At 71.6% G+C, this 25,316-nt stretch carries 20 protein-coding genes; 9 read left to right on the top strand and 11 right to left on the bottom strand.

Features of this window, described 5'->3' with window-relative positions; translation table 11 throughout:
• Positions 1 to 47 precede the first annotated feature (47 nt).
• A complete protein-coding gene (locus ACFWP3_RS16820; protein WP_384221259.1) occupies positions 48 to 1,439 on the bottom strand; it encodes a peptidoglycan recognition protein in 1,392 nt (463 codons plus the stop codon).
• Positions 1,440 to 1,579: 140 nt separating this feature from the next.
• Between ACFWP3_RS16820 and ACFWP3_RS16825 the strand changes: the two genes are divergently transcribed.
• The 4 genes from ACFWP3_RS16825 (at position 1,580) to ACFWP3_RS16840 (ending at position 7,481) form a co-directional block, all read left to right on the top strand.
• On the top strand, positions 1,580 to 2,329 hold the full coding sequence (locus ACFWP3_RS16825) for a TIGR03089 family protein (protein WP_384221262.1): 750 nt from the start codon (positions 1,580 to 1,582) through the stop codon (positions 2,327 to 2,329).
• Between the two features lie 175 nt (positions 2,330 to 2,504).
• Positions 2,505 to 3,758, top strand: coding sequence for an LCP family protein (locus ACFWP3_RS16830; protein ID WP_384221265.1), 1,254 nt, complete (start codon positions 2,505 to 2,507; stop codon positions 3,756 to 3,758).
• Between the two features lie 223 nt (positions 3,759 to 3,981).
• The gene (locus tag ACFWP3_RS16835; protein ID WP_384221267.1) at positions 3,982 to 5,718 is read left to right on the top strand and encodes an LCP family protein; all 1,737 of its coding nucleotides are present in this window, start codon (positions 3,982 to 3,984) and stop codon (positions 5,716 to 5,718) included.
• Positions 5,719 to 5,780: 62 nt separating this feature from the next.
• Positions 5,781 to 7,481, top strand: a complete 1,701-nt coding sequence (locus ACFWP3_RS16840) for an LCP family protein (RefSeq protein ID WP_384221270.1) — start codon at positions 5,781 to 5,783, stop codon at positions 7,479 to 7,481.
• A 103-nt stretch (positions 7,482 to 7,584) separates the two neighbouring features.
• Here ACFWP3_RS16840 and ACFWP3_RS16845 read toward each other — a convergent pair whose 3' ends face one another.
• Positions 7,585 to 8,610 carry a glycosyltransferase family 2 protein gene (locus ACFWP3_RS16845; RefSeq protein ID WP_384221273.1) on the bottom strand — a complete coding sequence of 342 codons (1,026 nt, stop codon included), beginning with the start codon at positions 8,608 to 8,610 and terminating at the stop codon, positions 7,585 to 7,587.
• Between the two features lie 282 nt (positions 8,611 to 8,892).
• Between ACFWP3_RS16845 and ACFWP3_RS16850 the strand changes: the two genes are divergently transcribed.
• Positions 8,893 to 10,275: an LCP family protein gene (locus ACFWP3_RS16850; RefSeq protein ID WP_384221430.1), complete on the top strand. Its 1,383-nt coding sequence runs from the start codon at positions 8,893 to 8,895 to the stop codon at positions 10,273 to 10,275.
• A 31-nt stretch (positions 10,276 to 10,306) separates the two neighbouring features.
• Here ACFWP3_RS16850 and ACFWP3_RS16855 read toward each other — a convergent pair whose 3' ends face one another.
• Positions 10,307 to 10,843, bottom strand: a complete 537-nt coding sequence (locus ACFWP3_RS16855) for an acyl-CoA thioesterase (RefSeq protein WP_361752045.1) — start codon at positions 10,841 to 10,843, stop codon at positions 10,307 to 10,309.
• Positions 10,844 to 10,949: 106 nt separating this feature from the next.
• Between ACFWP3_RS16855 and ACFWP3_RS16860 the strand changes: the two genes are divergently transcribed.
• On the top strand, positions 10,950 to 12,251 hold the full coding sequence (locus ACFWP3_RS16860; protein ID WP_384221276.1) for an LCP family protein: 1,302 nt from the start codon (positions 10,950 to 10,952) through the stop codon (positions 12,249 to 12,251).
• A gap of 75 nt (positions 12,252 to 12,326) precedes the next feature.
• Here the strand turns inward: ACFWP3_RS16860 and ACFWP3_RS16865 are convergent, their stop codons facing one another.
• Both ACFWP3_RS16865 and ACFWP3_RS16870 read right to left on the bottom strand, forming a co-directional pair.
• Positions 12,327 to 13,409 (bottom strand): sugar phosphate nucleotidyltransferase, encoded by a 1,083-nt coding sequence (locus tag ACFWP3_RS16865; RefSeq protein ID WP_384221279.1) that lies wholly within the window; start codon positions 13,407 to 13,409, stop codon positions 12,327 to 12,329.
• A gap of 253 nt (positions 13,410 to 13,662) precedes the next feature.
• Positions 13,663 to 14,835, bottom strand: coding sequence for an acyl-CoA dehydrogenase family protein (locus ACFWP3_RS16870; protein ID WP_384221282.1), 1,173 nt, complete (start codon positions 14,833 to 14,835; stop codon positions 13,663 to 13,665).
• Between the two features lie 208 nt (positions 14,836 to 15,043).
• On the opposite strand from ACFWP3_RS16870, the gene ACFWP3_RS16875 reads away from it, so the two are divergent.
• Positions 15,044 to 16,387 carry a UDP-glucose dehydrogenase family protein gene (locus ACFWP3_RS16875; RefSeq protein ID WP_384221285.1) on the top strand — a complete coding sequence of 448 codons (1,344 nt, stop codon included), beginning with the start codon at positions 15,044 to 15,046 and terminating at the stop codon, positions 16,385 to 16,387.
• Between the two features lie 151 nt (positions 16,388 to 16,538).
• On the opposite strand, the gene ACFWP3_RS16880 is transcribed toward ACFWP3_RS16875, so the two are convergent.
• The 4 genes from ACFWP3_RS16880 to ACFWP3_RS16895 all read right to left on the bottom strand — a co-directional run bounded on the left by ACFWP3_RS16880 (position 16,539) and on the right by ACFWP3_RS16895 (position 20,599).
• On the bottom strand, positions 16,539 to 17,606 hold the full coding sequence (locus ACFWP3_RS16880; protein ID WP_384221288.1) for a membrane dipeptidase: 1,068 nt from the start codon (positions 17,604 to 17,606) through the stop codon (positions 16,539 to 16,541).
• Between the two features lie 142 nt (positions 17,607 to 17,748).
• On the bottom strand, positions 17,749 to 18,930 hold the full coding sequence (locus ACFWP3_RS16885) for a dipeptidase (protein ID WP_384221290.1): 1,182 nt from the start codon (positions 18,928 to 18,930) through the stop codon (positions 17,749 to 17,751).
• Positions 18,927 to 19,463: a 5-(carboxyamino)imidazole ribonucleotide mutase gene (gene purE / locus ACFWP3_RS16890; protein WP_384221292.1), complete on the bottom strand. Its 537-nt coding sequence runs from the start codon at positions 19,461 to 19,463 to the stop codon at positions 18,927 to 18,929. The genes ACFWP3_RS16885 and purE overlap by 4 nt, the downstream gene beginning before the upstream one ends.
• The gene (locus ACFWP3_RS16895) at positions 19,460 to 20,599 is read right to left on the bottom strand and encodes a 5-(carboxyamino)imidazole ribonucleotide synthase (protein ID WP_384221295.1); all 1,140 of its coding nucleotides are present in this window, start codon (positions 20,597 to 20,599) and stop codon (positions 19,460 to 19,462) included. The genes purE and ACFWP3_RS16895 overlap by 4 nt, the downstream gene beginning before the upstream one ends.
• Before the next feature lie 190 nt (positions 20,600 to 20,789).
• Between ACFWP3_RS16895 and ACFWP3_RS16900 the strand changes: the two genes are divergently transcribed.
• Positions 20,790 to 21,332: a GtrA family protein gene (locus ACFWP3_RS16900; RefSeq protein WP_384221297.1), complete on the top strand. Its 543-nt coding sequence runs from the start codon at positions 20,790 to 20,792 to the stop codon at positions 21,330 to 21,332.
• 100 nt (positions 21,333 to 21,432) lie between these two features.
• Here the strand turns inward: ACFWP3_RS16900 and ACFWP3_RS16905 are convergent, their stop codons facing one another.
• Positions 21,433 to 22,698: an ATP-binding protein gene (locus ACFWP3_RS16905; protein ID WP_384221299.1), complete on the bottom strand. Its 1,266-nt coding sequence runs from the start codon at positions 22,696 to 22,698 to the stop codon at positions 21,433 to 21,435.
• A gap of 570 nt (positions 22,699 to 23,268) precedes the next feature.
• On the opposite strand from ACFWP3_RS16905, the gene ACFWP3_RS16910 reads away from it, so the two are divergent.
• A complete protein-coding gene (locus ACFWP3_RS16910) occupies positions 23,269 to 24,483 on the top strand; it encodes a hypothetical protein (protein ID WP_384221301.1) in 1,215 nt (404 codons plus the stop codon).
• Between the two features lie 189 nt (positions 24,484 to 24,672).
• On the opposite strand, the gene ACFWP3_RS16915 is transcribed toward ACFWP3_RS16910, so the two are convergent.
• Positions 24,673 to 25,005 (bottom strand): type II toxin-antitoxin system prevent-host-death family antitoxin, encoded by a 333-nt coding sequence (locus tag ACFWP3_RS16915; RefSeq protein WP_384221303.1) that lies wholly within the window; start codon positions 25,003 to 25,005, stop codon positions 24,673 to 24,675.
• Positions 25,006 to 25,316 lie beyond the last annotated feature (311 nt).

A 25,316-nucleotide genomic window follows, 5' to 3' on the forward strand; every position in this document is an offset into this window, starting at 1 on the left:
TGGCGGGGCTGGAGTTGCCCGGAGGGCGAATCCAGCCCCGCCGGAGGCTACGGGCGGCCTTGGAGTTTGGCTGATGAGGTGCGGGTCGTCGGGAGTTTGCCGTAGAGCTTGGCGCCCGGGCAGGCGGTGGCGAAGCCGTCGCGGTGGCCCGCGATGACGTTCATCGAGACGTTCTGGCCCTTGGGGTAGCGGTTGCCGCCGCCCGAGGTCAGGGTCGTCTTCGCGCGCGGGTCGCGGTTGAAGAGGCCGAGTTTCCAGGCCGTGAGGCGGGCGACCGCGTCGGTGGCCGCCGCCGGCGGGTTCGTGGAGGTGAACGTGCCCAGCACCGCGACGCCCATGCTGTTGGTGTTGAAGCCCATGGTGTGCGCGCCGAGCACCGCCTTGGAGACCCCGCCCGCGCGGCCCTCGTAGACCGTGCCGCACTTGTCGACGGCGAAGTTGTAGCCGAAGTCCCGCCAGCCGCTGCTGACCACGTGGTAGCGGTACAGGCTGCGCAGCACCGCCGGGGCGTCCTTGCAGGCGTAGTTGTTGCCGGAGGCGCTGTGGTGGACGAACGCCGCCTTGACCGTGGTCGTGTAGACGAAGCCCGACTCGCGCAGGGACTCGTCCGCGCCCCAGCCCTTGCGGGTGACGATCCGCGGGCGCGGGCCGATGTACGGGGCGGCGGCCGCGCTCAGCTCGCCGTCGCTCGCGAAGACCGCGTCGGCGGTGGAGTCGGCCTTGTTGAGTTCGGTGATCTCGTTCGCGCCCAGTTCGGCGTGCGGGAGGTTCGCGGCGGAGGACTCCGCCATCTCCATCGTCATGCCGGGCGTCACCACCTCGCCCTTGTCGTCGCCTTCGGGGCCGCTGTTCTTGCCGTCCGAGCCGGTGGCGGGGGTTTCCGTACCCGGGTCGACGAGCTCGATCCGCATGCCCGCGGGCAGCCGGGAGGGGGCGCGGTGGGAGGGGGCGCCGGGCTCCGCCTGGACCCGGACCTCCACGCCGTCGGACTCGCCGACCCACAGCGGGGCGGTGGCGCCGCGGACCCGGCCGGAGCCGCGTTCCGCCGCGTCGGGGTCGGCCGCGTGCTCGCTGTTGTGGGTCTCGACGTCCTGCCAGTCGGACCAGGTCGCGGTCTTCGCGGAGCGGGTGCGGACCTGGACCTTGCCGTGCAGCTGGGTGGTGGCGTCGTCCCAGACCACGCCGACCAGCGAGAACGTCTTGACCTCGTGGGCGGTCAGGCCCTGCGTCTCGGGCAGGGCGCCCGGCGAGGCGGTCATTGCGGGGACGCCGGGCGTCCGGGTCGCCGCGGGTCCCAGCGGGACGAGCGGCAGGGATTGGGTGGAACCGGCGGGGGCTACGGGGGCGGACTCCGCCAGGGCCGCGGTGGGGAACGCGACGGGCAGGGCCAGTACGGCGGCGGTCGCAACGCCGATCGAGGAAGCAAGGAATCCACGCATGAAAAGGATGGTGAGCACCCGCACGGGCGGGCGCCATCCGAGAACTGACGGTCCGTCCGGCCCGCCCCCGCACACCCCTCCCCCGTACGGCGGAGCAGCGGGCCGCCGTACGGGGGACGGCCCCGCGTACCCTGTGCCGGGTGAACGCCACTGACCGCACCCCTGCCGACCTGCTGCGATCCGCGCTCGCCGCCGATCCGGGCCGCCCGCTCGTCACCTTCTACGACGACGCCACGGGCGAGCGCGTGGAATTGTCCGTCGCCACCTTCGCCAATTGGGTGGCCAAGACCGCCAATCTGCTCCAGGGCGACCTGGGCGCCGAGCCCGGGGACCGGCTCGCGCTGATGCTCCCCGCGCACTGGCAGAGCGCCGTCTGGCTGCTCGCCTGCGCTTCGGTCGGGGTCGTCGCCGAGGTCGGCGGGGATCCGGCCGGGGCCGATCTCGTCGTCAGCGGGCCGGACTCGCTGGACGAGGCCCGGGCCTGTTCCGGGGAGCGGGTGGCGCTGGCGCTGCGGCCGCTGGGCGGGCGGTTCCCGCAGCCGCCGGCCGGGTTCGCGGACTACGCGGTCGAGGTGCCGGGGCAGGGGGACCGGTTCGCTCCCTTCGTGCCGGTGGATCCGCAGGGGCCCGGGCTGGCCGTGGGCGGCGAGGAGCTCTCGTACGCGGAGCTGACGGCGCGGGCCCGCGAGGACGCGGCGAAGCTCGGGCTCGGCGGCGGCTCGCGGGTGCTGACCGGGCTCGGCTACGACACCTGGGACGGGCTTTCGGCGGGGCTGTACGCCGCGCTGGCGTCGGGCGGCTCCGTGGTGCTGTGCCGGAACCTGGACCGGCTGTCGCCGGAGGCGCTGGCGCAGCGGGTCGAGAGCGAGCGGGTCACCCACACCCTCTGAGCGGCCCGGAGCTCCGTCACCCAGACTGGTCAAAGGCAGTAATGGGCGATTTGTCACCCACATGGCCCTAGACACGCCCCTGCCCCCGGGCTGCCCCGGCCGCCCGGATGCAGGATCGGCAGTGGCCGTACTCACCCGTACGGCTGTTGTCGGAACGGCGAGGGGACGGACGCCAGTGACGGACAGCGCAGGCATACCGGGCGGGACCGGGGCGGCGGCGGGCGGCTCGAAGCCGCCGCGCAGCCGTCGGCGCCGACTGCTGCGCTGGACCGGTCTCGGGGCGGCCTTCCTGGTCCTGGCGGGCTCGGCCGGCGGCTGGTGGATCTACAACAAGCTCGACGGGAACATCACCGAGGACACCTCGGCGGCGGCCGAGCTGCTGCGCTACGACCGCGACCGTCCGGCGCACTTCGCGAACGGCGCCCAGAACATCCTGCTGATCGGTTCGGACTCCCGCTCGGGCAAGGACAACGCCCGCTACGGGCAGGACCGGGGCACCGAGCGCTCGGACACCACGATCCTGCTGCACCTGCCCGCGGACCGGCGCAGCGCGACGGCGGTGTCGATACCCCGCGACCTGATGGCGGACATCCCCGAGTGCCTGATGGCGGACGGGAGCCGCACCCGCGAGCGGCGCGCGCAGTTCAACTGGGCGTTCCAGTGGGGCGGGGCCGGCTGCACGATCCGTACGGTCGAGCGGCTCACCGGGATCCGGGTCGACCACCACATGGTGATCGACTTCGGCGGGTTCAAGAAGATGGTCGACGCCATCGGCGGGGTGGAGGTCTGCCTCAAGCAGCCGGTCGACGACTCCGAGGCCAAGCTGCGGCTGCCCGCGGGGCGCCAGACGCTCCGGGGCGAGCAGGCGCTGGGCTTCGTCCGCGCCCGCTACAGCCTGGGCAACGGCAGCGACACGGAACGGATGGAGCGCCAGCAGCAGTTCCTCGGCTCGCTGGTCAAGAAGGTGCAGAGCAACGGGGTGCTACTGAACCCGGCCCGGCTGTATCCGCTGCTGGACGCGGCGACCTCGTCGGTGACCACGGACCCGGGGCTGGCGTCGCTGCGCGGCCTGTACGAACTCGTGCGGGGCGTACGGGACATACCGACTGATCAAGTAAAGTTCCTGACGGTTCCCCGTAAACCGTATTGGGCTGACCCCAATCGGGATGAACTGGTCGAACCCGATGCCTCCCGGCTGTTCCAGCAGTTGCGGACCGACCAGCCGGTGACGGTCGCCCCGCCGAAGCCCGAACCCGGGACCCGGCCCGGGAACGGCACCGGGAACGGGGCCGGGAACGAGCCGGTGAGCGCCACGGAGTCCGGGGCGCCGCGGGACGGAACGGGCCGGGACGGCGAGGGAACCACCGGCACCCCCGTACCCGTCCCCACCTTTACCGGGACGACGGCGGGTATGGCCGACTGCCGGTAAAGCAATCCCAAAAGCCGGTGACCGAACCGAACGGGTTGAGAGGTTCGCCCCGTTATAAGGGGAGTGGAATTTGTCACCAGCATGGTTTGCAGCCGAAGCTGGCGGATAAGGTGAGCGATCCGGTGCCCCGCCGGACCAGAGGCCGGGCACCAGCAGCCGGATCGTTGACCGTGCGCCTGGGGGAGGCGCGTCGCGAGGCACCCGACGGAGGATTCGAGCAACCGTGGATGCGCAAAGCCGTGGGCGGGCCGACGAGATCGACCCCGCAGACCAGTGGGTGCTCAATCCCCGCACCGGCAACTACGAACTGCGACTGGGCGACTCCGCAGCGCACCAGCAGGGGTCGGGGGTGGGCGCTCCGCGCAGAGCGCCGGCGCCCTCCGCACCCGGCAAGCCCGACGCACCGTCCCCGGCCGTACCGAGGCCGCGGCGCGGTGACGCCCCGCCCGGCGGCCGGCGCGGCGGCCGTTCCCGCAAGGGCGGCGGAGGGGGCGGGCGCCGCAAGAAGGCGCTGCTCGTCACCAGCGGGACGCTGGCGTTCCTGCTGGTCGGCGGAGCCGCGGCCGCGTACTTCTACTACGACCACCTGAACGGCAACCTCAGCGTCACCGACATCGCGGGCGCGGGCACCGGCGGCTTCAAGAAGGACCAGGCCATCAACATCCTGGTCATCGGCACCGACAAGCGCAGCGGTTCCGGCAACGAGGGCTACGGGGACAAGGACAGCGTCGGCCACGCCGACACCACGATCCTCTTCCACGTGGCCAAGGACCGCTCCAACGCCACCGCGCTGTCCATCCCGCGCGACCTGATCACCGACATCCCGTCCTGCCCGACGAAGCAGCCCGACGGGACGACGAAGGAGATCACGGGCACGAAGGGCACCCGCTTCAACAACAGCCTGGGCCAGGAGGGCCGCGACGCGGGCTGCACGATGCGCACCGTCAAGGAGCTCACCGGGATAGAGATCGACAACTTCATGATGGTCGACTTCAACGCGGTGAAGACCCTGAGCACGGCCGTCGGCGGGGTGCCCGTCTGCCTGGAGAAGGCCGTCGACGACGAGGACTCCAAGCTCAAGCTGCCGGCGGGCGAGCACCGGCTGGCGGGCGAGGACGCGCTGGCCTTCGTACGGACCCGGCACGCCTTCGGCAACGAGAGCGACCTGGACCGGATCAAGACCCAGCAGCAGTTCCTCGGCTCGATGATGCGCGAGATGAAGTCGAAGGAGACGCTGACCAGCCCGAAGAAGTTCTTCTCGCTCGCGGAGGCGGCCACCAAGTCGCTGACCGTGGACCAAGGGCTGGGGTCCATCGACAAACTCACCGATCTCGCGGGTGAGTTGAAGGACATCGACCTCAAGAACATCACCTTCACGACCATGCCGGTACTCGACAATCCGGCCGAGAAGGTCAAGGCCACCGTCGTGGTGGACAGGAATCTGGCCGATCCGCTGCTGCAGATGATCCGGGGGGACGTCTCGCTCACGGAGGTCGAGAAGAAGGAGCAGGCCGCGCAGGAGGCGGCCGACGCGGACGCCAAGGCCAAGCAGGACGCCCTGCTCCAGGGCAACCGGGCACCGGCGGCGGACGTGCGGGTCGGCGTGTACAACGGCGGCGGGCCCAAGGGAGCCGCCTCCACCACGCTGAACTGGCTTCAGAACACCAAGGGCATGTCCAAGGCCAGCAACCAGGGCAACGCGCCGGCGAAGGTCGGCGCCACGCAGCTGGAGTACGCGCCCAACCAGGCCGACCAGGCCCGGGCGCTGGCCGACGCCCTGGGGCTGCCGGCCACGGCTCTGAAGATGGGGACGGCGGACGCCGCGGCGAAGACGCCGATGAAGCTGACGCTGGGCCCCGACTTCCAGCAGCCGGGCGCCCCGCTGGGGGCTCCGGTTCCGCAGGAGCTGCCCAAGGACGTGCAGCAGGCCCAGGCGGACAAGGCCGTCTGCGCCAAGTAACGGGGCATCGCCGGCGACACCGGCACGGGTATCGACCACAGCAGTATCTCGAGGGGGGACATGTGAGGCACAGCAGCGTGCGAGGGGAGGGGACGGACGCCCCGGCCACCGGGGACATATCCGGCGGCGGAGCGGACGAGCCCGGCTCGATACCCTCACCGCGGGGCGGCTCCCGGGCCGCCCGGCGGGCGGCCGACCGGTCCACCAGGCGGGGCCGGCGGCGCGTGCTGCGCTGGGTGGCCTCCGTCCTGTCCCTGCTCATACTCGCGACGGCGGCGGGCGGTTACCTCTACTACCGCCACCTGAACGGCAGCATCAAGACGGACGCGCTGAACCTCGGCGAGACCAAACTCGGCGGCTCCAAGCCCAATTCCTTCGGGCAGACCCCGCTCAACATCCTGCTCATCGGCTCCGACGCGCGCGACGACGCGGCGAACCAGGCCCTCGGCGGGGCCACGGACACCTTCGACGGCCCGCCGCTCGCGGACGTGCAGATGCTGCTGCACCTGTCCGCGGACCGCAGCAACATGTCGGTGGTGTCGATGCCGCGCGACACGATGCTGACGATGCCCAAGTGCACCGAGCCGGGCGGCAAGGTGCACCCCGCCAGCAAGGGGCTCGTCCAGACCAACGAGTCGCTCCAGCGCGGCGGACCGGGCTGCACGGTGGCCGCCTGGACCGAGCTCACCAAGATCCCCATCGATCACTTCATGATGATCGACTTCAAGGGCGTGGTCTCGATGGCGGACGCCATCGGCGGCGTCCCGGTCTGCGTCGAGCAGAACGTCCACTCCCGCACCCGCGACGGCAAGGGCTCCGGCCTGAAGCTGCCGAAGGGCGAGAGCGTCATCCAGGGCGAGACCGCCCTCCAGTGGCTGCGCACCCGCTACGGGTTCGAGGACGGCACCGACATCGCCCGCACCCACGCCCAGCACCAGTACATGAACTCGATGGCCCGCGAGTTCCGCAAGAACGCCAAGCTCACCAACCCGGTGAAGATGAACAGCCTGGCGCAGGCCGCGATCGACGCCATGGTCGTGGACACCGGCCTGAACAAGATCGACAAGCTGTACGACCTCAGCATGGAGCTCAAGAAGGTCTCGCCCGGGCGGATCACCATGACCACCATGCCCTGGGTCTACAGCACGCGGCCCGGCCTGGACGGGCGGGTCGAGCCGATGCCGAACGAGGCCGAGGCCCTGTTCCGCATGATCCGCGAGGACATCGCGCTGGACGGGAAGGGCTCGGGGACCCCGGAGGGCGGGGCCTCCCCCTCGCCGGGCACCTCGGCGGCCCCCTCCGCCCCGGCCCAGCCGACCACGGCCCCGTCCACCGCCGCGGCCTCGGCGCCCGCGAAGGTCGCGGTCACCGTCCGCAACGCCACCGGCGGCAAGGACGGCGCCGAGGCCAAGGTCAAGCTCCGCGCGAACGACGTCGCCGCGCTGCTGAAGGGCAAGGGCTTCACCAAGGCCACCGCCGACACCCAGACGGGCGCCGAGGACACCACGGTGGTCCGCTTCGCCACCGACGCCCAGGCGGCCGACGCCGCCTCCGTGGCGACCGCGCTCGGCCTGCCCGCCACCGCGGTGCAGAAGTCCGCCGAGGTCCCCGGGATCGTGCTGTTCGTCGGCAAGGACTGGCGGACCGGCAGCGCGCCGACCCCGCCGCCGCCCGCGCCGACCGTGGCCCCGACCTCCGCCCACGCCCTCAACGGCGACAACGACAAGGCCTGCATGCCGGTCCAGGAGGGCTTCACCTGGTAGCGGGTGCGCGTACGGCCAAGGGGCCCGGTGGGGCGGCTGTTCGGTTCACAGCCGCCCCACCGGGCCCCTTCGTACGGGCCGTACGGGTCCTTCGTACCGCTGCTCAGACCTGCGACGGGTCCCGGTGCACGGCCGGGCGGCGGGTCGCGATGAGCTTGTTCGCGAGCGAGCGCGGGCTCGTCAGGAAGCCGTAGCCCCAGCACAGGTGCATGGTGGCCAGGGCCAGGGGGATCTGCGCCCGGGCCTTGAGGGAGCGGCCCTTGCCCGCCGGGACGGAGCCCACGGCGATCGCCGCGAGGTAGCCGGCCGGGACGGCGAAGCCGAACGGGGTGACGGCCGCACCCACGACCACGCCGGCCGCGAGCGCGCAGACCAGGGTCGGCGGGGCCAGGTAGCGCAGGTTGATGGAGCCGGAGTGGTAGCGGGCCACCACGTGGCGCCACCGCCCGTAGTCCTTGTACTGCTTGGCCAGGGCCCGCACCGAACGCCGCGGCCGGTACTGGACCTTCAGCTCCGGGGAGAACCAGATCAGGCCGCCGGCCTCGCGGATGCGGAAGTTCAGCTCCCAGTCCTGGGCGCGGATGAACTCCTCGTTGTAGCCGCCCTGCTGCTCCAGCGCCTCGCGGCGGAAGACGCCCAGGTACACGGTCTCGGCCGGTCCCGCCTGGCCTCCGGTGTGGAACGGCGCGTTGCCGACGCCGATCCTCGAGGTCATCGCGGCGGCGACGGCCTCTTCCCAGGCGTTCTCGCCCTCGGCGTGCATGATGCCGCCGACGTTCTGCGCACCGGTCTCCTCCAGGAGGCGCACGGCGGTGGCGATGTAGTTCGGCGAGAGCATGCCGTGGCCGTCGACGCGTACCACGATCGGTTGACGCGAGGCCTTGATGGCGGCGTTGAGTGCGGCCGGGGTCCGGCCCGTGGGGTTCGGAACGGTGTGGACTCGGGAATCCTCGGCGACGAGCTCTGCGGCGATCTCGTCGGTGCGGTCCGTGGACGGCCCCAGCGCGATCACCACCTCCATCTCGCCCGCGTACTCCTGTTCCAGGATGTGGCGGACGGAGTCGCGGAGGTAGTGCTCCTCGTTGAGCACCGGCATGATCACCGAGACTGCGGGCTGCTGGGCGGGCATGTGGTCCTTCAAGGTCGGGTATCGGTGTCACGTTACCGCGTACGGGGGAACCGGGTGCGCGCCGAGTGAGCGGTAAGGACAGAGGCTGATCGTATGGGCCTACTGTTCTGACGAATCAGATCCATGCCGATCGTTTCCCCTGCTGTCCCCGCGGAGGTGTCCACCGTGCCCCAGCCGCACCGTCCCACCCGTCCCGCCAGGCCGCCCCAGCCGCAGCGCGCACGGCGCGGCGGTGCGGGCGGCGGTCCGGCCCGGCGCGGGGGCGACAGACCCCGGTGGGGGGTGCGGATCGCGGCCGGGCTGTCGGTGGTGGTGCTGGGCTGCGGGGCCGTCGGACACGCCGTGATGACCGGCCTGGACACCGGGATCGAGCGGGTGGACCCGTTCAAGGACATGAAGAACCGCCCGCAGGCCGGGCACGGCCTGAACCTGCTGCTGGTGGGCACCGACGGCCGCGCGAAGATCACTCCGGAGGAGAAGCGCGAGTACCGCCTGGGCGGGGCGCCCTGCCGCTGCACCGACACCATCATGCTCGTGCACCTGTCTGCGGACCGGGAGCGGGCGAGCGTGATCAGCCTGCCCCGCGACAGCTACGCGGAGGTGCCCGCGCACCACGACCTCGTCACCGGGAAGGCGCACAAGGCGCACCCGGTGAAGCTGAACGCCGCCTACGCGGAGGGCGGCCCCAACCTGACCGTGCGCACGGTCGAGAACATGACCCGGGTGAAGATCGACCACTACCTGGAGGTCGACTTCACCAGCTTCATGAAGACGGTCGACGCGATCGGCGGCGTGGACATCTGCACCGCCAAGACCATGCGCGACCCGAACACCGGCCTCGACCTGCTGCCCGGCACCCACCGGCTGACCGGCGGACAGGCCCTGCAGTACGTGCGCTCGCGCCATGTCGACGGGGCCTCCGACCTCGGCCGGATGCAGCGCCAGCAGCGGTTCCTCGCCGCCCTGATCAAGCAGGCGACCAGCGGCGGGGTGCTGCTCAACCCGGTCAAGTTCAAGCAGGTCAGCTCCACGCTGCTGGGCTCGGTCCGGGCCGACAGGGGCTTCGGCTCCGAGCAGATGCTCGCGCTCGGCCAGGCCATGCGGGACTTCACGCCCTCCTCCTCGGAGTTCGCCTCCGTGCCCGTCGGCGACCCCTCCTTCCGGGTGAAGAGCATCGGCTCCACCGTGAAGTGGGACGAGCCGAAGGCCGCCAAGCTCTTCGAGGCGCTGCGGCAGGACCGGCCGCTGGCCGCGCCCCGGCCCGGGAACACCGGCGGCCGGGCCCCGGCCCTGCCGGTGGACGTGCCCCCGAAGCAGGTCCGGGTGCAGGTGGAGAACGGCACCCGGATCGACGGGCTGGGCGGCCGGGTGGACGCGGCCCTGCGCGCCACCGGCTTCGACACCACCGGGGCCCCGGGCAACAGTGCCGGCCGCGACGTGCGGCGCACGGTGATCACGTACGACCCGCGCTGGGACCGCTCCGCCCGTTCGGTGGCGGCCGCGCTGCCCGGCAGCGAGCTGCGGGCGGTGGCGCGCCAGGGCCGGACCGTGGTGGTGATCGCGGGCTCGGACCACCGCAAGGTGGTGCCGGTGCGGGCGGAGGACCCGCACCAGGGCACCGCCGGGGTGCTGACGGGCGACGAGGTGACCTGCGCCGGGCAGTGAGCGGCCGGCGCGGGCCGCGGCGGGGCCGCGGTCAGTCGTCGAAGCCCTGGGCGGCCCGCTCCTCGCGCAGGGCCATGATCGCCTGGCGGCGCGCGAGCCGGTGCGTGCGGCGGATCTGGGCCTCCTGGTATCGCCGCTCGTCCCGCTCGGTCTCCGGGAGCACGGGCGGCACCCGGCGGGGCTTGCCCTCGGCGTCCACGGCCGCGAAGACGAGGTAGGCGCTGCCGACCTGGGTGGCGGGGGTGGACTCGTTCCACCGCTCCGCGAGGACCCGTACGCCGATCTCCATGGAGGAGCGGCCCGTCCAGTTGCACTGGGCCTTCACGTGCACGAGGTCGCCGACCCGTACGGGGGCGAGGAAGGCCATCTCGTCCATGGACGCGGTGACCGCGGGGCCACCGGAGTGCCGCCCGGCCACGGCCCCGGCCGCGTCGTCGACCAGCTTCATGATCACGCCGCCGTGCACCGTGCCGAGGAGGTTGGTGTCGTTGGCCGTCATGATGTGGCTGAGGGTCGTACGGGAGGCCGCGGTCGGCTTCCCGGGCAGCTCGCCCGGTATCTCTGTCATACGCACACCTTAGATGCGTAGTGGAGGCATCAGCTCTGCAACAGGACCGGTACGGAAGTCACCCCGGGCTGTCGGGCGACACGCCCGGGCAGGCATCCTTGGGCGCATGAATGACTGGCCTGAAGGGCGCGAGGACGGGTACGGGCGCGGCAGCGCGGGATCGCAGCCCGAGGGCGCGCGGCGGATGCGGCACGTCCAGCGGCAGCAGCCCCCGCGCCCGGCGGTACCGCCGCCCGCCCGGCGGCCCGGCCCGCCGCCCGCGCCCTCGGTGCCCCCGCAGCACGGGCAGCGCCACGACACGTACGGCGGCTACGACAGCGGCTACAACACCGGCCAGGTCTACGGGACGCCCGCGGGCCCCGGCGGGCCCGGCGGCCCTTCGCAGCCCCCCTCGGGTCCCGGCGGTCCCGGGCGCGGGGCCGGCGCGGCCCCGGACTGGCGCAAGCGGATCAAGGTCGGCTCGATCGTGCTGGTGTCCGCGCTGGTGGTGACCACGGTCTCCACGTACTTCTGGGCGGACTCCAAGGTGCGCCGCGAGGTCGACCTGTCCAAGGTCATCGAGCGCCCGAAGGAGGGCGACTGCACGACGTACCTGATCGTGGGCTCCGACAGCCGCGAGGGCATGTCCGACGAGGAGAAGAAGAAGCTCCACACCGGCTCGGCCGAGGGCAAGCGGACCGACTCGATGATGATCCTGGCGAAGTGCTCCAGCGGGAACACGATGATCTCGCTGCCGCGTGACTCGGACGTGGAGATCCCGTCGTTCGTCGGCTCCCAGTCGGGCAAGAAGTTCCCCGCGCAGGGCCGCCGGGTCAAGCTCAACGCCGCGTACGCGGAGGACGGCCCCGAGCTGCTGGTGCGGACGGTGGAGCACAACACCGGCCTGCGGATCGACCACTACGCGGAGATCGGCTTCGCCGGCTTCGCGAACATCGTGGACGCGCTGGGCGGGGTGGAGCTGGACATCGAGGAGGGCTTCAAGGACGAGAAGTCGGGCGCCGACTTCAAGGCGGGCAAGCAGACCCTGAACGGCGAGCAGTCGCTGGCCTTCGTACGGACCCGCTACGCCTTCGCCGAGTCCGACCTCCAGCGCACGAAGAACCAGCAGAAGTTCCTGTCGGCGCTGGCGAGCCAGGCGGCGACCCCGTCCACGGTCCTCAACCCGTTCGACCTGTACCCGCTGCTGGGCGCCGGCCTGGACACACTCATCGTCGACAAGGACATGGGCCTGTACGACATGGGCCAGATGTTCTTCGCCATGAAGGGCGTCAACGGCGGCGACGGCGTGTCGATGAACATGCCGATCTCCGGGCAGCGCGGCGGCAACCTCGTCTGGGACAAGGCGAAGGTCCAGCAGCTGGTGAAGCAGATCCAGAACGACGAGAAGGTCACCGTCCGGGGGGAGTGACCCGGCAGTGACCCCGGCGGCGGCCCCGCGGGCCCCTGCGGGGGTCCCGCGGCGGGCGGTGGGCCCCTGCGGGGGTCAGGCGTCCGGGGAGAAGCGGATCGCGGCGGCGGGCAGCTCCGCCCCGCACCACACCCGGGCGCCCGAGCGGAGCTCGTTGTCGGCTCCCACGCGGGCGTCGTCGCCGATGACCGCGCCGTCGAGCACCGTGCGCTCGCCCACCGAGGCGCGCGCGCCGATCAGCGCGGCGCTCACCTGCGCGTCGGCGCCGATGACGGCGCCCTCCAGGACGATGGAGCCCTGGACGACCGCTCCGGCCTCGATCCGGGCCCCCGCACCGACCACGGTGCCGCCGGAGAGCTTGGCCCCGGCCGCCACCTGGGCGCCGGGCAGGACGAGGGACTCGCCGCGCCGGCCGGGCACGGCCGGGGAGGAGACCACGCCGCGGACCAGGTCGGCGGAGGCCTGGACGATGGCCTCGGGCCGGCCCAGGTCCATCCAGTAGGTGTTCTCGGTGACGCCGTGCAGCATGGCGCCGGAGGCCAGCAGGCCGGGGAAGGTCTCGCGCTCGACGGAGACCGGGCGGCCCGCCGGGATGGAGTCGATCACGCTGCGGCGGAAGACGTAGCAGCCGGCGTTGATCTGGTCGGTGATGATCTCCTCGGGGGTCTGCGGCTTCTCGGTGAAGGCCAGCACCCGCCCCTCGGAGTCGGTGGGGACCAGGCCGAAGGCGCGCGGGTCCTCGACGCGGACCAGGTGCAGGGAGACGTCGGCGTCGGCCGTCTTGTGGGACTCGACGAGGCCGGCGATGTCCAGGCCGGTGAGGATGTCCCCGTTGAAGACGAGGACCGCGGAGTCCGGGCCTCCGGTGAGCAGCCGGGCGGCGTTGCGGATGGCGCCGCCGGTGCCGAGCGGCTCGTCCTCGACGACGTACTCGAGGTGCACGCCGAACTCGGATCCGTCGCCGAAGTAGGGCTCGAAGACCTCGGCGAGGTAGCAGGTGGCCATCACGATGTGCGTGACGCCGGCGGCGGCGGCGCGGGCTATCTGGTGGGCGAGGAAGGGCACGCCTGCGGTCGGGACCATCGGCTTCGGTGTGTTCACCGTCACGGGACGCAGTCGCGTCCCCTGTCCGCCGACCAGCAGGATCGCTTCCGTCATTGCGTTCTCCCCAACCGACTCCGGCGTACGAAGGTCCAAATTTAGCCCATCCGAGTGGCCCCGAAGGGCCGTAGGCGGCGCGCGGCGCGATGGCGCGCGGCCCGTGGGGCCGTAGTGCCGGGCGTGTCCCCAAATGCCCTGGCGCCGGGCCGGCCCCGGCTCCCGCGCCGCACCGCGCGGGTCCGCCCGACGCGACGCGGACGACCCCCGGCGGCCTGCCGAGGGTCGTCCGCGTGCGTGCGGGCCGGGCGTGTTACGGCAGGTTGCGGGCCATGACGATCCGCTGGACCTGGTTCGTTCCTTCATAAATCTGGGTGATCTTGGCGTCGCGCATCATGCGCTCGACCGGGTAGTCACGGGTGTAGCCGTAGCCGCCGAGGAGCTGGACGGCGTCCGTGGTGACCTCCATGGCCACGTCGGAGGCGAAGCACTTGGCCGCGGCGCCGAAGAAGGTCAGGTCCTCCTTGTCGCCTCCGGCGGAGACGCGCTCGGACTTGGCCGCGGCCGAGTACGTGAGCTGGCGGGCGGCCTCGATCTTCATGGCCATGTCCGCGAGCATGAACTGCACGCCCTGGAAGTCGCCGATCGGCTTGCCGAACTGCTTGCGCTCCTGGACGTAGCCCTTGGCGTAGTCCAGGGCGCCCTGCGCGATGCCGAGCGCCTGGGCGGCGATCGTGATGCGGGTGTGGTCGAGGGTCTTCATCGCCGTGGCGAATCCGGTGCCCTCGGCGCCGATCATGCGGTCGGCCGGGATGCGGACGTTGTCGAGGTAGACCTCGCGCGTCGGGGAGCCCTTGATGCCGAGCTTCTTCTCCGGGGCGCCGAAGGAGACGCCCTCGTCGGACTTCTCGACCACGAAGGCCGAGATGCCCTTGGAGCGCTTCTCCGGGTCGGTGACGGCCATGACCGTGTAGTACTCGGAGACGCCCGCGTTGGTGATCCAGCGCTTGACGCCGTTGAGGACCCAGAAGTCGCCGTCACGGACCGCGCGGGTCTTCATGCCGGCGGCGTCGGAGCCCGCGTCCGGCTCGGAGAGCGCGTACGAGAACATCGCGTCGCCCTTGGCGAGCGGGCCGAGGTACTTGGCCTTGAGCTCCTCGGAACCCGAAAGGATCACGGGGAGCGAGCCGAGCTTGTTGACGGCGGGGATGAGGGAGGAGGAGGCGCAGACGCGGGCCACTTCCTCGATCACGATCACGGTGGCGAGCGCGTCGGCGCCCGCACCGCCGTAGGTCTCGGGCACGTGGACGGCGTGCAGGTCGCTGGCGACCAGGGCGTCGAGGGCCTCCTGCGGGAAGCGGGACTCCTCGTCGACCGCGGCGGCGAACGGCAGGATCTTCGCCTCGGCGAGCGAGCGGACCGACTCGCGGAGCATCTCGTGCTCCTCGGCCGGGCGGTACAGGTCGAAGTCGGCAGAACCCGCCAAGATCTCTCACTCCCCAGGGTGATGCGTGATGCTAACTACCGTTAAGTAACCCAAGCTTAGTGGCCGCTGCACGGATGGCGGTATGGACGGCCCACGTGAGCTGCGTGACAGAGGGGTCAGCTACTGGAGAACGTCCCCCGCGACCGGCCCGACTATGCTCAGTGGCCGCAAACGGCCCGCCGCACCCCCGCAACTGTACGGAGCACCCATGGCCCCCCTCAGGATCACTGTGATCGGCACCGGTTACCTCGGCGCGACACACGCCGCGGCGATGGCGGAGCTGGGCTTCGAGGTGCTGGGGCTGGACGTGGTGCCCGAGAAGATCGAGCTGCTGGCGTCGGGCCGGGTGCCGATGTACGAGCCCGGGCTGGAGGAGCTGCTGTCCGCCCACGTGGCCGGGCTGCCGGGGTCGACGGGGCGGCTGCGGTTCACGACCTCCTGGGAGGAGGTCGGCGAGTTCGGCGACGTGCACTTCGTGTGCGTGAACACTCCGCAGAAGCACGGCGAGTACGCGTGTGACATGTCGTACGTCGACTCCGCGATGGCCTCGCTGGCCCCGCACCTGACGCGGCCGGTCCTGGTGGTCGGCAAGTCCACCGTGCCGGTGGGCTCGGCGCAGCGGCTGGCCGCGAAGCTCGCGGAGCTGGCGCCGGCGGGTGCGGACGTGGAGCTGGCGTGGAACCCGGAGTTCCTGCGGGAGGGCTTCGCGGTGCAGGACACCCTGCACCCCGACCGGATCGTGATCGGCGTACAGGGCGAGCGCGGCGAGAAGCTGCTGCGGGAGGTGTACGAGACGCCGATGGCGGAGGGGACTCCGCTGGTGGTCACCGACTTCCCGACGGCCGAGCTGGTGAAGACCGCGGCGAACTCCTTCCTGGCCACGAAGATCTCCTTCATCAACGCGATGGCTGAGGTGTGCGAGGCCGCGGGCGGCGACGTGGTCAAGCTGGCGGAGGCCATCGGCTACGACGACCGCATCGGCGCGAAGTTCCTGCGCGCCGGGATCGGCTTCGGCGGCGGCTGCCTGCCGAAGGACATCCGGGCCTTCATGGCGCGGGCCGGCGAGCTGGGAGCCGACCAGGCCCTGACCTTCCTCCGGGAGGTCGACTCGATCAACATGCGGCGGCGCGGGCACATGGTCGAGCTGGCACGGGACGCCGTCGGCGGGTCCTTCCTCGGCAAGCGGGTCGCGGTGCTCGGCGCCACCTTCAAGCCGGACTCCGACGACGTCCGCGACTCGCCCGCGCTGAACGTGGCCGGGCAGATCCACCTCCAGGGCGGGCAGGTCACCGTCTACGACCCCAAGGGCATGGACAACGCGCGGCGCGTCTTCCCGACGCTGGGGTACGCGGACTCCGCGCTGGAGGCGGCCCGTGGCGCGGAGGTCGTCCTCCACCTCACCGAGTGGCGCGAGTTCCGCGAGCTCGACCCGGCGGAGCTGGGCCGGGTCGTGACCGACCGGCTGATTCTGGACGGGCGCAATGCGCTTGCCCCTGCCGTGTGGCGGGCAGCCGGGTGGACCTACCGGGCGATGGGCCGGCCGCACGCCTAGCCCTTGGCCGGGCGGGGGGACAGGGCCGGGGCCTTGCCGCTGCGCGGGGGCGAGCCGTGCGTTCAACCGTGCGGCGCCGTTGCCGGGGGCTCTGCCCCCGGACCCCCGCGCCTCAAACGCCGGCGGGGCTGAACATGCCCCGAGGGGCCTGTCAGAAAGGCGTGGGGGCGGCTCGGCGGTGTTGGGCGGCTCGGGAGGTGAATTCCGTGTCGCGGAGTACGCGTTGGGTGTTGCCCCAGGTCAGGAGGGCCAGGTCGGCTTCCGGCCAGCCTCGGTCCAGGAGTTCCGCGATCAGGCGGGGGTAGCCCGAGGGGTCGGTCAGGCCCGTGGGGCGGGAGTTGCCCGGTTCGGCGCCGAAGGCGGCGCCCAGGCCGACGCACTGCGGGCCGGCGACGGCGCGGACGTGGTCGACGTGGTCCGCGACCGCGTGCAGGGAGTCCCCGGTCCGGGCGGAGTCGAAGGTGATCATCGCCAGGCCGTTCGCCTCGCGCAGGGCCAGCAGGACCTCGTCGGTCACGTTCCCCGGATGCGGGTTCAGGGCCGCGGCCGCCGTGTTCGAGACGATCACCGGGGCCTTCGAGGCCGCCGCGATCCGGCGGGCCGTCAGCGACGGGCACCCGGTCAGGTCCAGCAGCATGCCCAGCCTGTTCGCCTCCTGGACCACCTCGTGGCCGAAGGCCGCCAGGTCCTGCCCGGCCCAGGGCGCTCCCGCCGGCGCGAAGATCCGTACGCCCAGCGCGTGGAACGCGTGCAGCGCGCTCAGCGAGTCGGTCAGCGTACGGCCGGGCACGGGCCCGAGGAAGCAGGCGATGCGGCCGCGGTTGCGGGCGTCCGACATGTCGTCGGCGGTCAGCGCGAGGGTCAGGCTGTCGGGGTAGCGGCGCACCAGGGCCAGCGCCACGTCGATCTGTTCCAGGGTGTCGGAGACCACCTGGTCGTCGGCGGCGGCCTCGCCCGGGGTGAGCAGCGACCAGAACTGGGCGCCCACTCCCCCGACGCGCAGCCGCGGGATGTCGGTGTCGACGCCGGCGTCGGGCGTGTCGATGTCGTGGTACGGGCTCTGGCGCAGGGTCCAGACGAGCGTGTTGCACCCGTCCGCGACGGGATGCACGGACAGCAGCGCGGCGGCCCGGTCGAGGGCGCTGGTCACCGCTGTGGGGGCGGGAAGGTCTTCCGCCCCGATGCCCACGGAGTGGGGTTCATCCTGCAGGTCGGCCATGGCGTTCGCTCCGGTCTCGGCGGCAGCAGGGAGAGATGCTGCCACCGTGACACGCCGGACGCCCGGGTCGCCCGGCAGGTGTGGCATTCGGGTGTAACCCGCAGGTCACACCCGGTTGCCGCACCTCCGGGCGCAGGCCGTCCTAGCCGATCACCGCATTGGAAGGACCCCGGGACGCCGACAGGTCCCGCGCCACCGACTCCGCGTCGCGCAGCACCCGTACCGCGTTGGACCAGGTCAGCTTCGCCAGGTCGGGCTTCGACCAGCCGCGGGTGAGCAGTTCCGCGATCAGGTTCGGGTAGCCCGCCACGTCGTCCAGCCCGGACGGGGTGAAGGCCGTGCCGTCGTAGTCCCCGCCGATGCCGATGTGGTCGATCCCGGCCGCCTCGCGCATGTGGTCGAGGTGGTCGGCGACGGTGGCGGCCGTGGCCACCGGGCGCGGGCGCTCCGCCTCGAAGGCCCGGTGCAGGGCCATCGCCTCGGGCGTGGTGTCCAGGTGGTGGAAGCCGTGTGCCCGCAGGTTCTCGTCCGCGGCCAGCGTCCACTCGACGGCGGCGGGGAGGATGAACTTCGGTACGAAGGTGGCCATCGCCACGCCGCCGTTGGCCGGGAGCCGCTCCAGCACGTCGTCGGGGATGTTGCGCGGGTGGTCGCACACCGCGCGCGCCGAGGAGTGCGAGAAGACCACCGGCGCGGCCGTGACGTCCAGCGCGTCGCGCATCGTCGTCGCGGCCACGTGCGAGAGGTCGACGAGCATGCCGACGCGGTTCATCTCGCGGACGACCTCGCGGCCGAAGTCGCTCAGGCCGCCGTGCCGGGGCTCGTCGGTCGCCGAGTCCGCCCAGTCGATGGTGTCGTTGTGCGTGAGCGTCATGTACCGCACGCCCAGCTGGTGCAGGGCGCGCAGGGTGGCGAGCGAGTTGTTGATGGAGTGGCCGCCCTCGGCGCCCATCAGCGAGGCGATCCGGCCGTCGGCGCGGGCCGCCTCCATGTCGTCCGCGGACAGCGCCCGCACCAGGTCGGCGGGGTAACGGCTGATCAGCTGGTCGACCGCGTCCACCTGTTCCAGCGTGGCGCTGACCGCCTCGTCGCCGGTCAGCTCGGTGGCCACGTACACGGACCAGAACTGTGCGCCGACCCCGCCGGCCCGCAGCCGCGGGATGTCGGTGTGCAGGTACGCCGACTGGTCGCCGGCGATGTCCCGCCGGTCCAGGTCGTAGCGGACCTGCTTGCGCAGCGCCCAGGGCAGGTCGTTGTGACCGTCCACGACGGGGTGCTCGGCCAGCAGCTCGCGCGCCTCGTCCAGGCGCCGCGCCGCGCTCACTTGCCGAATCCGAAGGACTCCGCGCCCGCGACCTTCGTCCGCAGCCGCTTGCCCTTCTCGGTGGCCTGGTCGTTCAGCTCCTGCTGGAAGTCGCGCATCCGGGCCAGCAGCTCCTGGTCGTGCGCCGCCAGCATCCGTACGGCCAGCAGGCCCGCGTTGCGCGCCCCGGCGACCGAGACGGTGGCGACGGGAACCCCGGCGGGCATCTGGACGATCGACAGCAGCGAGTCCATGCCGTCGAGGTACTTCAGCGGGACCGGGACGCCGATGACCGGCAGCGGGGTGACCGAGGCGAGCATGCCGGGCAGGTGGGCGGCCCCGCCCGCGCCCGCGATGATCGCCTTGAGTCCGCGGTCGGCGGCCTGCTCCCCGTACGCGACCATCTCGCGCGGCATCCGGTGCGCGGAGACGACGTCGACCTCGTAGGGGATCTCGAACTCGTCCAGTGCCTGGGCTGCGGCCTCCATCACCGGCCAGTCCGAGTCGGACCCCATGACGATGCCGATGACGGGGGCTGCGGCGGAGGTGCTCATTGGGTGACCGTTCCTCTGAGGTAGTCGGCAGCATGGCGTGCGCGCTCCAGCACATCGCCCAGGTCGTCGCCGTAGGTGTTGACGTGGCCGACCTTGCGGCCGTGTTTCACGTCCTTGCCGTACATGTGGATCTTCAGCTGCGGGTCGTGGGCCATGCAGTGCAGGTAGGCCGCGTACATGTCGGGGTAGTCCCCGCCCAGTACGTTGACCATGACCGTCCACGTGGCGCGGGGGCGCGGGTCGCCCAGCGGAAGGTCCAGGACCGCCCGTACGTGGTTGGCGAACTGCGAGGTGATGGCCCCGTCCTGGGTCCAGTGGCCGCTGTTGTGCGGGCGCATGGCCAGTTCGTTGACGAGGATGCGGCCGTCGGTGGTCTCGAACAGCTCCACGGCCAGGTGGCCGGTCACGCCGAGCTCCTTGGCGATGCGCAGGGCCAGGGCCTGTGCCTCGCCGCCCAGGGCCTCCGAGAGGTCCGGGGCCGGGGCGATCACCGTGTCGCAGACGCCGTCCACCTGGCGGGACTCGACGACGGGGTAGGCCACGGCCTGGCCGTGCGGGGAGCGGACGATGTTGGCCGCGAGCTCGCGGACGTACTCGACCTTCTCCTCCGCGAGGACCGGGACGCCCGCCTTGAAGGGGGCCTCCGCGTCCTCGGGCGTGCGGACGAACCACACGCCCTTGCCGTCGTACCCGCCGCGCACCGTCTTGAGGATGACGGGGAAGCCGCCCACCTCGTCCGCAAAGGCCGCCACGTCCGCCGGATCGCTCACGATCCGGTGGCGGGGGCTCGGCGCGCCGATCGCGTCGAGCCGGGCGCGCATCACCCCCTTGTCTTGGGCGTGCACCAACGCGTCGGGCCCCGGGCGGACGGGGATGCCGTCCGCTTCCAGGGCCCTGAGGTGCTCGGTGGGCACGTGCTCGTGATCGAAGGTGATCACGTCGCAGCCGCGCGCGAAGGCGCGCAGCGTCTGCAGATCGCGATAGTCGCCGATGACGACATCGCTCACGACCTGGGCCGCCGAGTCCTGTGGGGTGTCACTGAGGATCTTGAATCTGATGCCGAGGGGGATACCCGCCTCGTGGGTCATGCGGGCGAGCTGTCCGCCGCCGACCATGCCGACTACCGGGAACGTCACTCCTCCAGGGTATCCGGCGGTATTCCGCCATCGGGACGTGCCCCTGGCGCGGAGCCATCGGTGTGCCGTGTGTCGCACGGTGTGCGAAGGCACAGACGGACCGGAGGGGCGACACTTACCATGTGGGGGTTGACGGAGAACAGCGGACGCCCCCGTGCGGGGCGGTGACCGACAGGGACTGACCATTCAGATGAGCACGCCGGGGAACGGACCCGTCCTCGAACGCGTACGCGGTCTCGTTCGTGAGGTCGCCAAGTTCGGCGCCGTCGGCGGTCTGGGCGTGCTGGTCAACCTGGGTGTCTTCAACCTGATCCGCCACACGACCGACCTCCAGGTGGTGCGCGCGAGCGTGATAGCGACCGTGGTCGCCATCGCCACGAACTACCTCGGCTTCCGCTACTTCGCCTACCGGGACCGCGCCAAGAGCGGCCGGACCCGGGAGCTGGTCCTGTTCGCCGGGTTCAGCGCGATCGGCCTGGTCATCGAGAACGGCGTGCTGTACACGGCCACGTACGGCTTCGGCTGGGACGGGCCGGTGGCCACCAACGTCTTCAAGTTCATCGGCATCGGGACCGCGACGGTCTTCCGCTTCTGGTCGTACCGGACCTGGGTCTTCAAGGCCCTGCCGCAGGCCGCCGAGGCCGAGCCGATACCCGAGCCGGCCCCGCTGCCCAAGCCGGACCGCAGGCCCGAACCGCAGCCCGAGCCGGAACCCGAACCCGCGGCGAGCTGAAACAGCGAGCCGAAGCCACGGGGCGACACAGCGAGCCGTAGCCGCGAGCCGAAGCCGTGAGCCGGGGCCGTGAGCCGGGGCCGCGAGCCGGGGCCGGCCCCTAGCGGACCGTCTTCTCCGGCTCTGAGCGCTCCCGGGCCGTCCGGCTCAGGAACAGGGCGAAGACCGGCGGCTGCGCCTGGAGCAGCTCGAGCCGCCCGCCGTCCGCCTCGGCCAGGTCCCGGGCGACGGCCAGGCCGATGCCGGTGGAGTTGCGGCCGCTGATGGCCCGCTCGAAGATCCGGTTGCCGAGGTCCGGCGGGACCCCCGGCCCCTCGTCCGTGACCTCCAGCACCGCCTGGTTCCCGATCACCCGGGTGCGCAGGGCGACGGTGCCGCCGCCGTGCATCAGCGCGTTCTCCACCAGCGTGGCCAGGACCTGGGCGACCGCGCCCGGGGTGCCGACGGCCCGTACGCCCTGCTTGCCGGAGCGCACGATGGCGCGGCCGGCGCTGCGGTAGGCGGGCCGCCACTCCTCCACCTGCTGTTTGACGACCTCGTCGAGGTCGAAGGGGACGGCCGAGCCGGTCCGCGGGTCCCGCGAGTTCGTGAGCAGCCGCTGGACCACGTCCGTGAGCCGCTCCACCTGGGCGAGGGCGATGGTCGCCTCCTCCCGCACGGTCTCCAGGTCCTCGGTGACCGTGATCTCCTCCAGCCGCATCGACAGCGCGGTCAGCGGCGTGCGCAGCTGGTGCGAGGCGTCCGCGGCCAGCCGCCGCTCGGCGGTCAGCATCCGCCCGATCCGCTCGGCACTGGAGTCCAGTACGTCCGCGACCCGGTCCAGCTCGGGCACCCCGTACCGCTTGTGCCGGGGCCGCGGGTCTCCCGATCCGAGGCGCTCGGCGGTCTCAGCGAGGTCGGTGAGCGGGGAGGCCAGCCGGTTCGCCTGCCGTACGGCGAGCAGTACGGCCGCCACGACGGCCAGCAGCGCGACGGCGCCGACGACCGCGAGCGTCCGCCCGACCTCCTTGGTGACGGTGGAGCGGGCTTCCTCGACGACCACGAGCTCGCCCTGCTCACCGTGTGCGGTGCCGCGGATGACGTCCTCGTCGATCCGGTGGCCGACCTCGACGGTGGCCTGCCCGGGGATGGTGATCGTGGCGTGGTGTCCGACGTCCAGCTGATCGGACAGGGCCGTCGGGTCGACCCGCTCGCGTTCGAGGACGTTCGCCTCGACGATGCCGACCAGGCGCTGCGCCTCGTACTCGATGCGGTCCTGGGCGCTGCTGGTGATGGTCCTGGTCTCCACGATGACCAGGGACACGCCGAAGACGGCGATCACGACGAGTACGACGGCGAGCGTGGAGTTGATCAGGCGGCGGCGCATGGCGTGGGAGCAGCTCAGCTCTTCTCGAAGTGAGGGGAGGGCGCGCTGACCTGCACCAACCGACCCGAAAGGGGGCGAGACGGTGCAGAACAGACAGCGCAGCATCCTGGGGCGACCCGCTGTGTCCCGAGCTGATGTGCCCGCATGTGTGCCCTCGCTCTCACGGCCGGATGGACTGAACGCCAGGGTACTGGCGCCTGTGAGTGATACCGCGCCCGCAGATACCCCCGCGACCCGCGTCGGCCTCCTCATCAAGCCGCCCTAGCGCGGCCTCGGCGGACCCCGGAAACGGCGAAGTCCCCACGCTTCCGACGGCGTGAGGACTTCTTCACCGAGTTCGCCACTGACTACGTCAGGGCCGCTTGGAGCTACCAACTCCGCCCGGCCGCAGGTTCACGTCAGAAGAACCAGGGCTCACCCGATGTCTTTGAAGATTCGGGCTATCGCACTCGGTGCGATGACCCCAAGAATGCCACAGCCCCATGGGGCCGTGTATGCCGCCTCCGCCGACGCGGGGAGCGATTTTCGGCCGGCCTGTGGCCGACCCGCGTCCGCTCTGGCGGTGACGCGATGAGCTACGGCGCAGGCATCCAACGCGGCCCCATGGCGGCCGACAACTTCACCCAGATCGCGAACGCCCTCTTCCGTGACCGCCGCATCAGCTTCAAGGCCAAGGGCATCTTCGGGCTGATCTCCACGCACCGCACCGGCTTCACGGTCACCGTGGCCGCTCTCGTGCGGTCGAGCACCGACGGGAAGGCCGCGGTGACCACCGGCCTCCAGGAGCTGGAGAAGTTCGGCTACCTGGAGCGGGGCCAGGAGCACAACGACGACGGCACGTTCGGTGAGGCGTGGTACCGCATCACGGACGTTCCCGCCCACCTCTTCGACCTCCTCGGCGACGACGCCACCGACATGCTCGATCGCGTACAAAACCGCAGGTCGCAACCGTTGCGCGATTTTCCGCCGACGGATGATCCGGCGACGGGTAATCGGACCACTAAGAACACCAACCTCAAGAAGACCAACAAGCAGAAGACCAAGACCCGTCCGTCCGTCCGTACCACAAAGGTCCCCGCGAACGAGCCGAAGACGGACGGACGGACGGAAGAGTCCGCCGAAGTGAAGCCCCCGCAGGCTCCGCCTGTCGTGGCAGTGGCCCCGACCGAGGGCGTACTGCTGCTCACCGCGATCGGCAACGAGCTGCCCGCCCTCCGGCTGACGGGCAAGACGCTCCGGGACCAGGGGCTGATGGTCGATGGCCTGCTGGCCTCTGGGTGGAGCCCCGACCAGATTCGCGATGTGGTCGCCGGCCGCCCTCTGCCCGAGAAGATCACCACCAGCGTGGCCGCCATCATCTCCGGCCGCATCCGTGACGCTGCGGGCTCGCCCGCCCCCGTCGTCGCCCCGCTGCTGCCCCGGCAGGCCCAGGGCTGGCACGACCAAGACCAGGCGCCGGACGAGGAGACGTACACCGCCCCGGTGTTCGGGGAGCACATCGCTGCGCCGCGCTTCTACGAGTGCACGGGCGACGACCGAGGCATCCCCTGCGGCAAGCCCTGCGATCCCGTGACGGGCCTTTGCCGTGAGCACTCCGGCGAACGCCCCTGCCCCGTCTCCGGATGCAGCCGCTGGACGTCTAACGCCGGGGCCTGTGACCCGTGCGTCCAGGCGTGGCAGGAAGCCGAAACGGCACTCCACGGCGCCCCGGGCGTTCAGGTGATCTTCGGTGAGCCCACCGATACCGAGCGCCTGGTGGACCTGGGCGCCGGGTGGCCGGGGTGACCCCGGAGCCGTGCCCGAGTGAGGCGTGCGCCGAGGCCGACCCGCTGAGCCCGTGCGTCTGCCGGTGCGGCGGCTGGGGCCACGCCTCCAAGACACAGCAGCCGCTGTTCACCCGCGAGGCAGTCAGCGGGGACATGCCGAAGCCCCGGCCACCGCCAGGGCAGTAGCCGGGGCCCGGGAAGAACTTCGCTACTCGGCGGCCGGCTGGGTCTTCTCGAACCATGCGACGGGCACCACGACGGCCGCGGGGGCTCCGTGGCGGTGCATCCGAACATGGGCGCCCTCGAACTGGACCCGGCGCAGGATCGTAGCGAGTTCGACCCGGAGGTCGTCCACGGTGTGAGGTCCGTCCTCCGGCTCGGTCTCCTCGCCCACCGCGGCAGCGGCGTACTGGCCGGGCGGCAGCCACACCACGGCCGCTTTCCCCCGGCGGGTGACCGTGACGGGGGTGTTCTCCAACTGGGTCCAGTCCAGGACCCCGGCGAGGCCCCTGCGGGCGGCCTCCAGTGCGAGCGACTCCATGGCAGGAATCGTAAGCCCCCGTAGGGTTCCGTGAGAATCCTTGCGAATCCGTAAGGTTCAATGTCAGACTCGACCCGCACCAACAACAGCCCGCTGGGCCGGAGTTGGTGCACAGAACCCCGCTTGACCTGCACAGATAGCCCGAAGGAAAGCCCGCGGGGGTGAGTACAAAGGCCGCGACTGCTCCTTGAGAACTGAACAGGCACCGCCAGAGCCTCCCGAAACGACCGGGAGGACAGCTTCCGCGGCGGAGAACTTGCCACGGGCGGCCCCAGCGGGGTGCTTCAACAGGCGGAGGTGCGACACCTCTA

Source organism: Streptomyces sp. NPDC058525 (genome assembly GCF_042719495.1).
Taxonomy (GTDB): Bacteria; Actinomycetota; Actinomycetes; order Streptomycetales; family Streptomycetaceae; genus Streptomyces.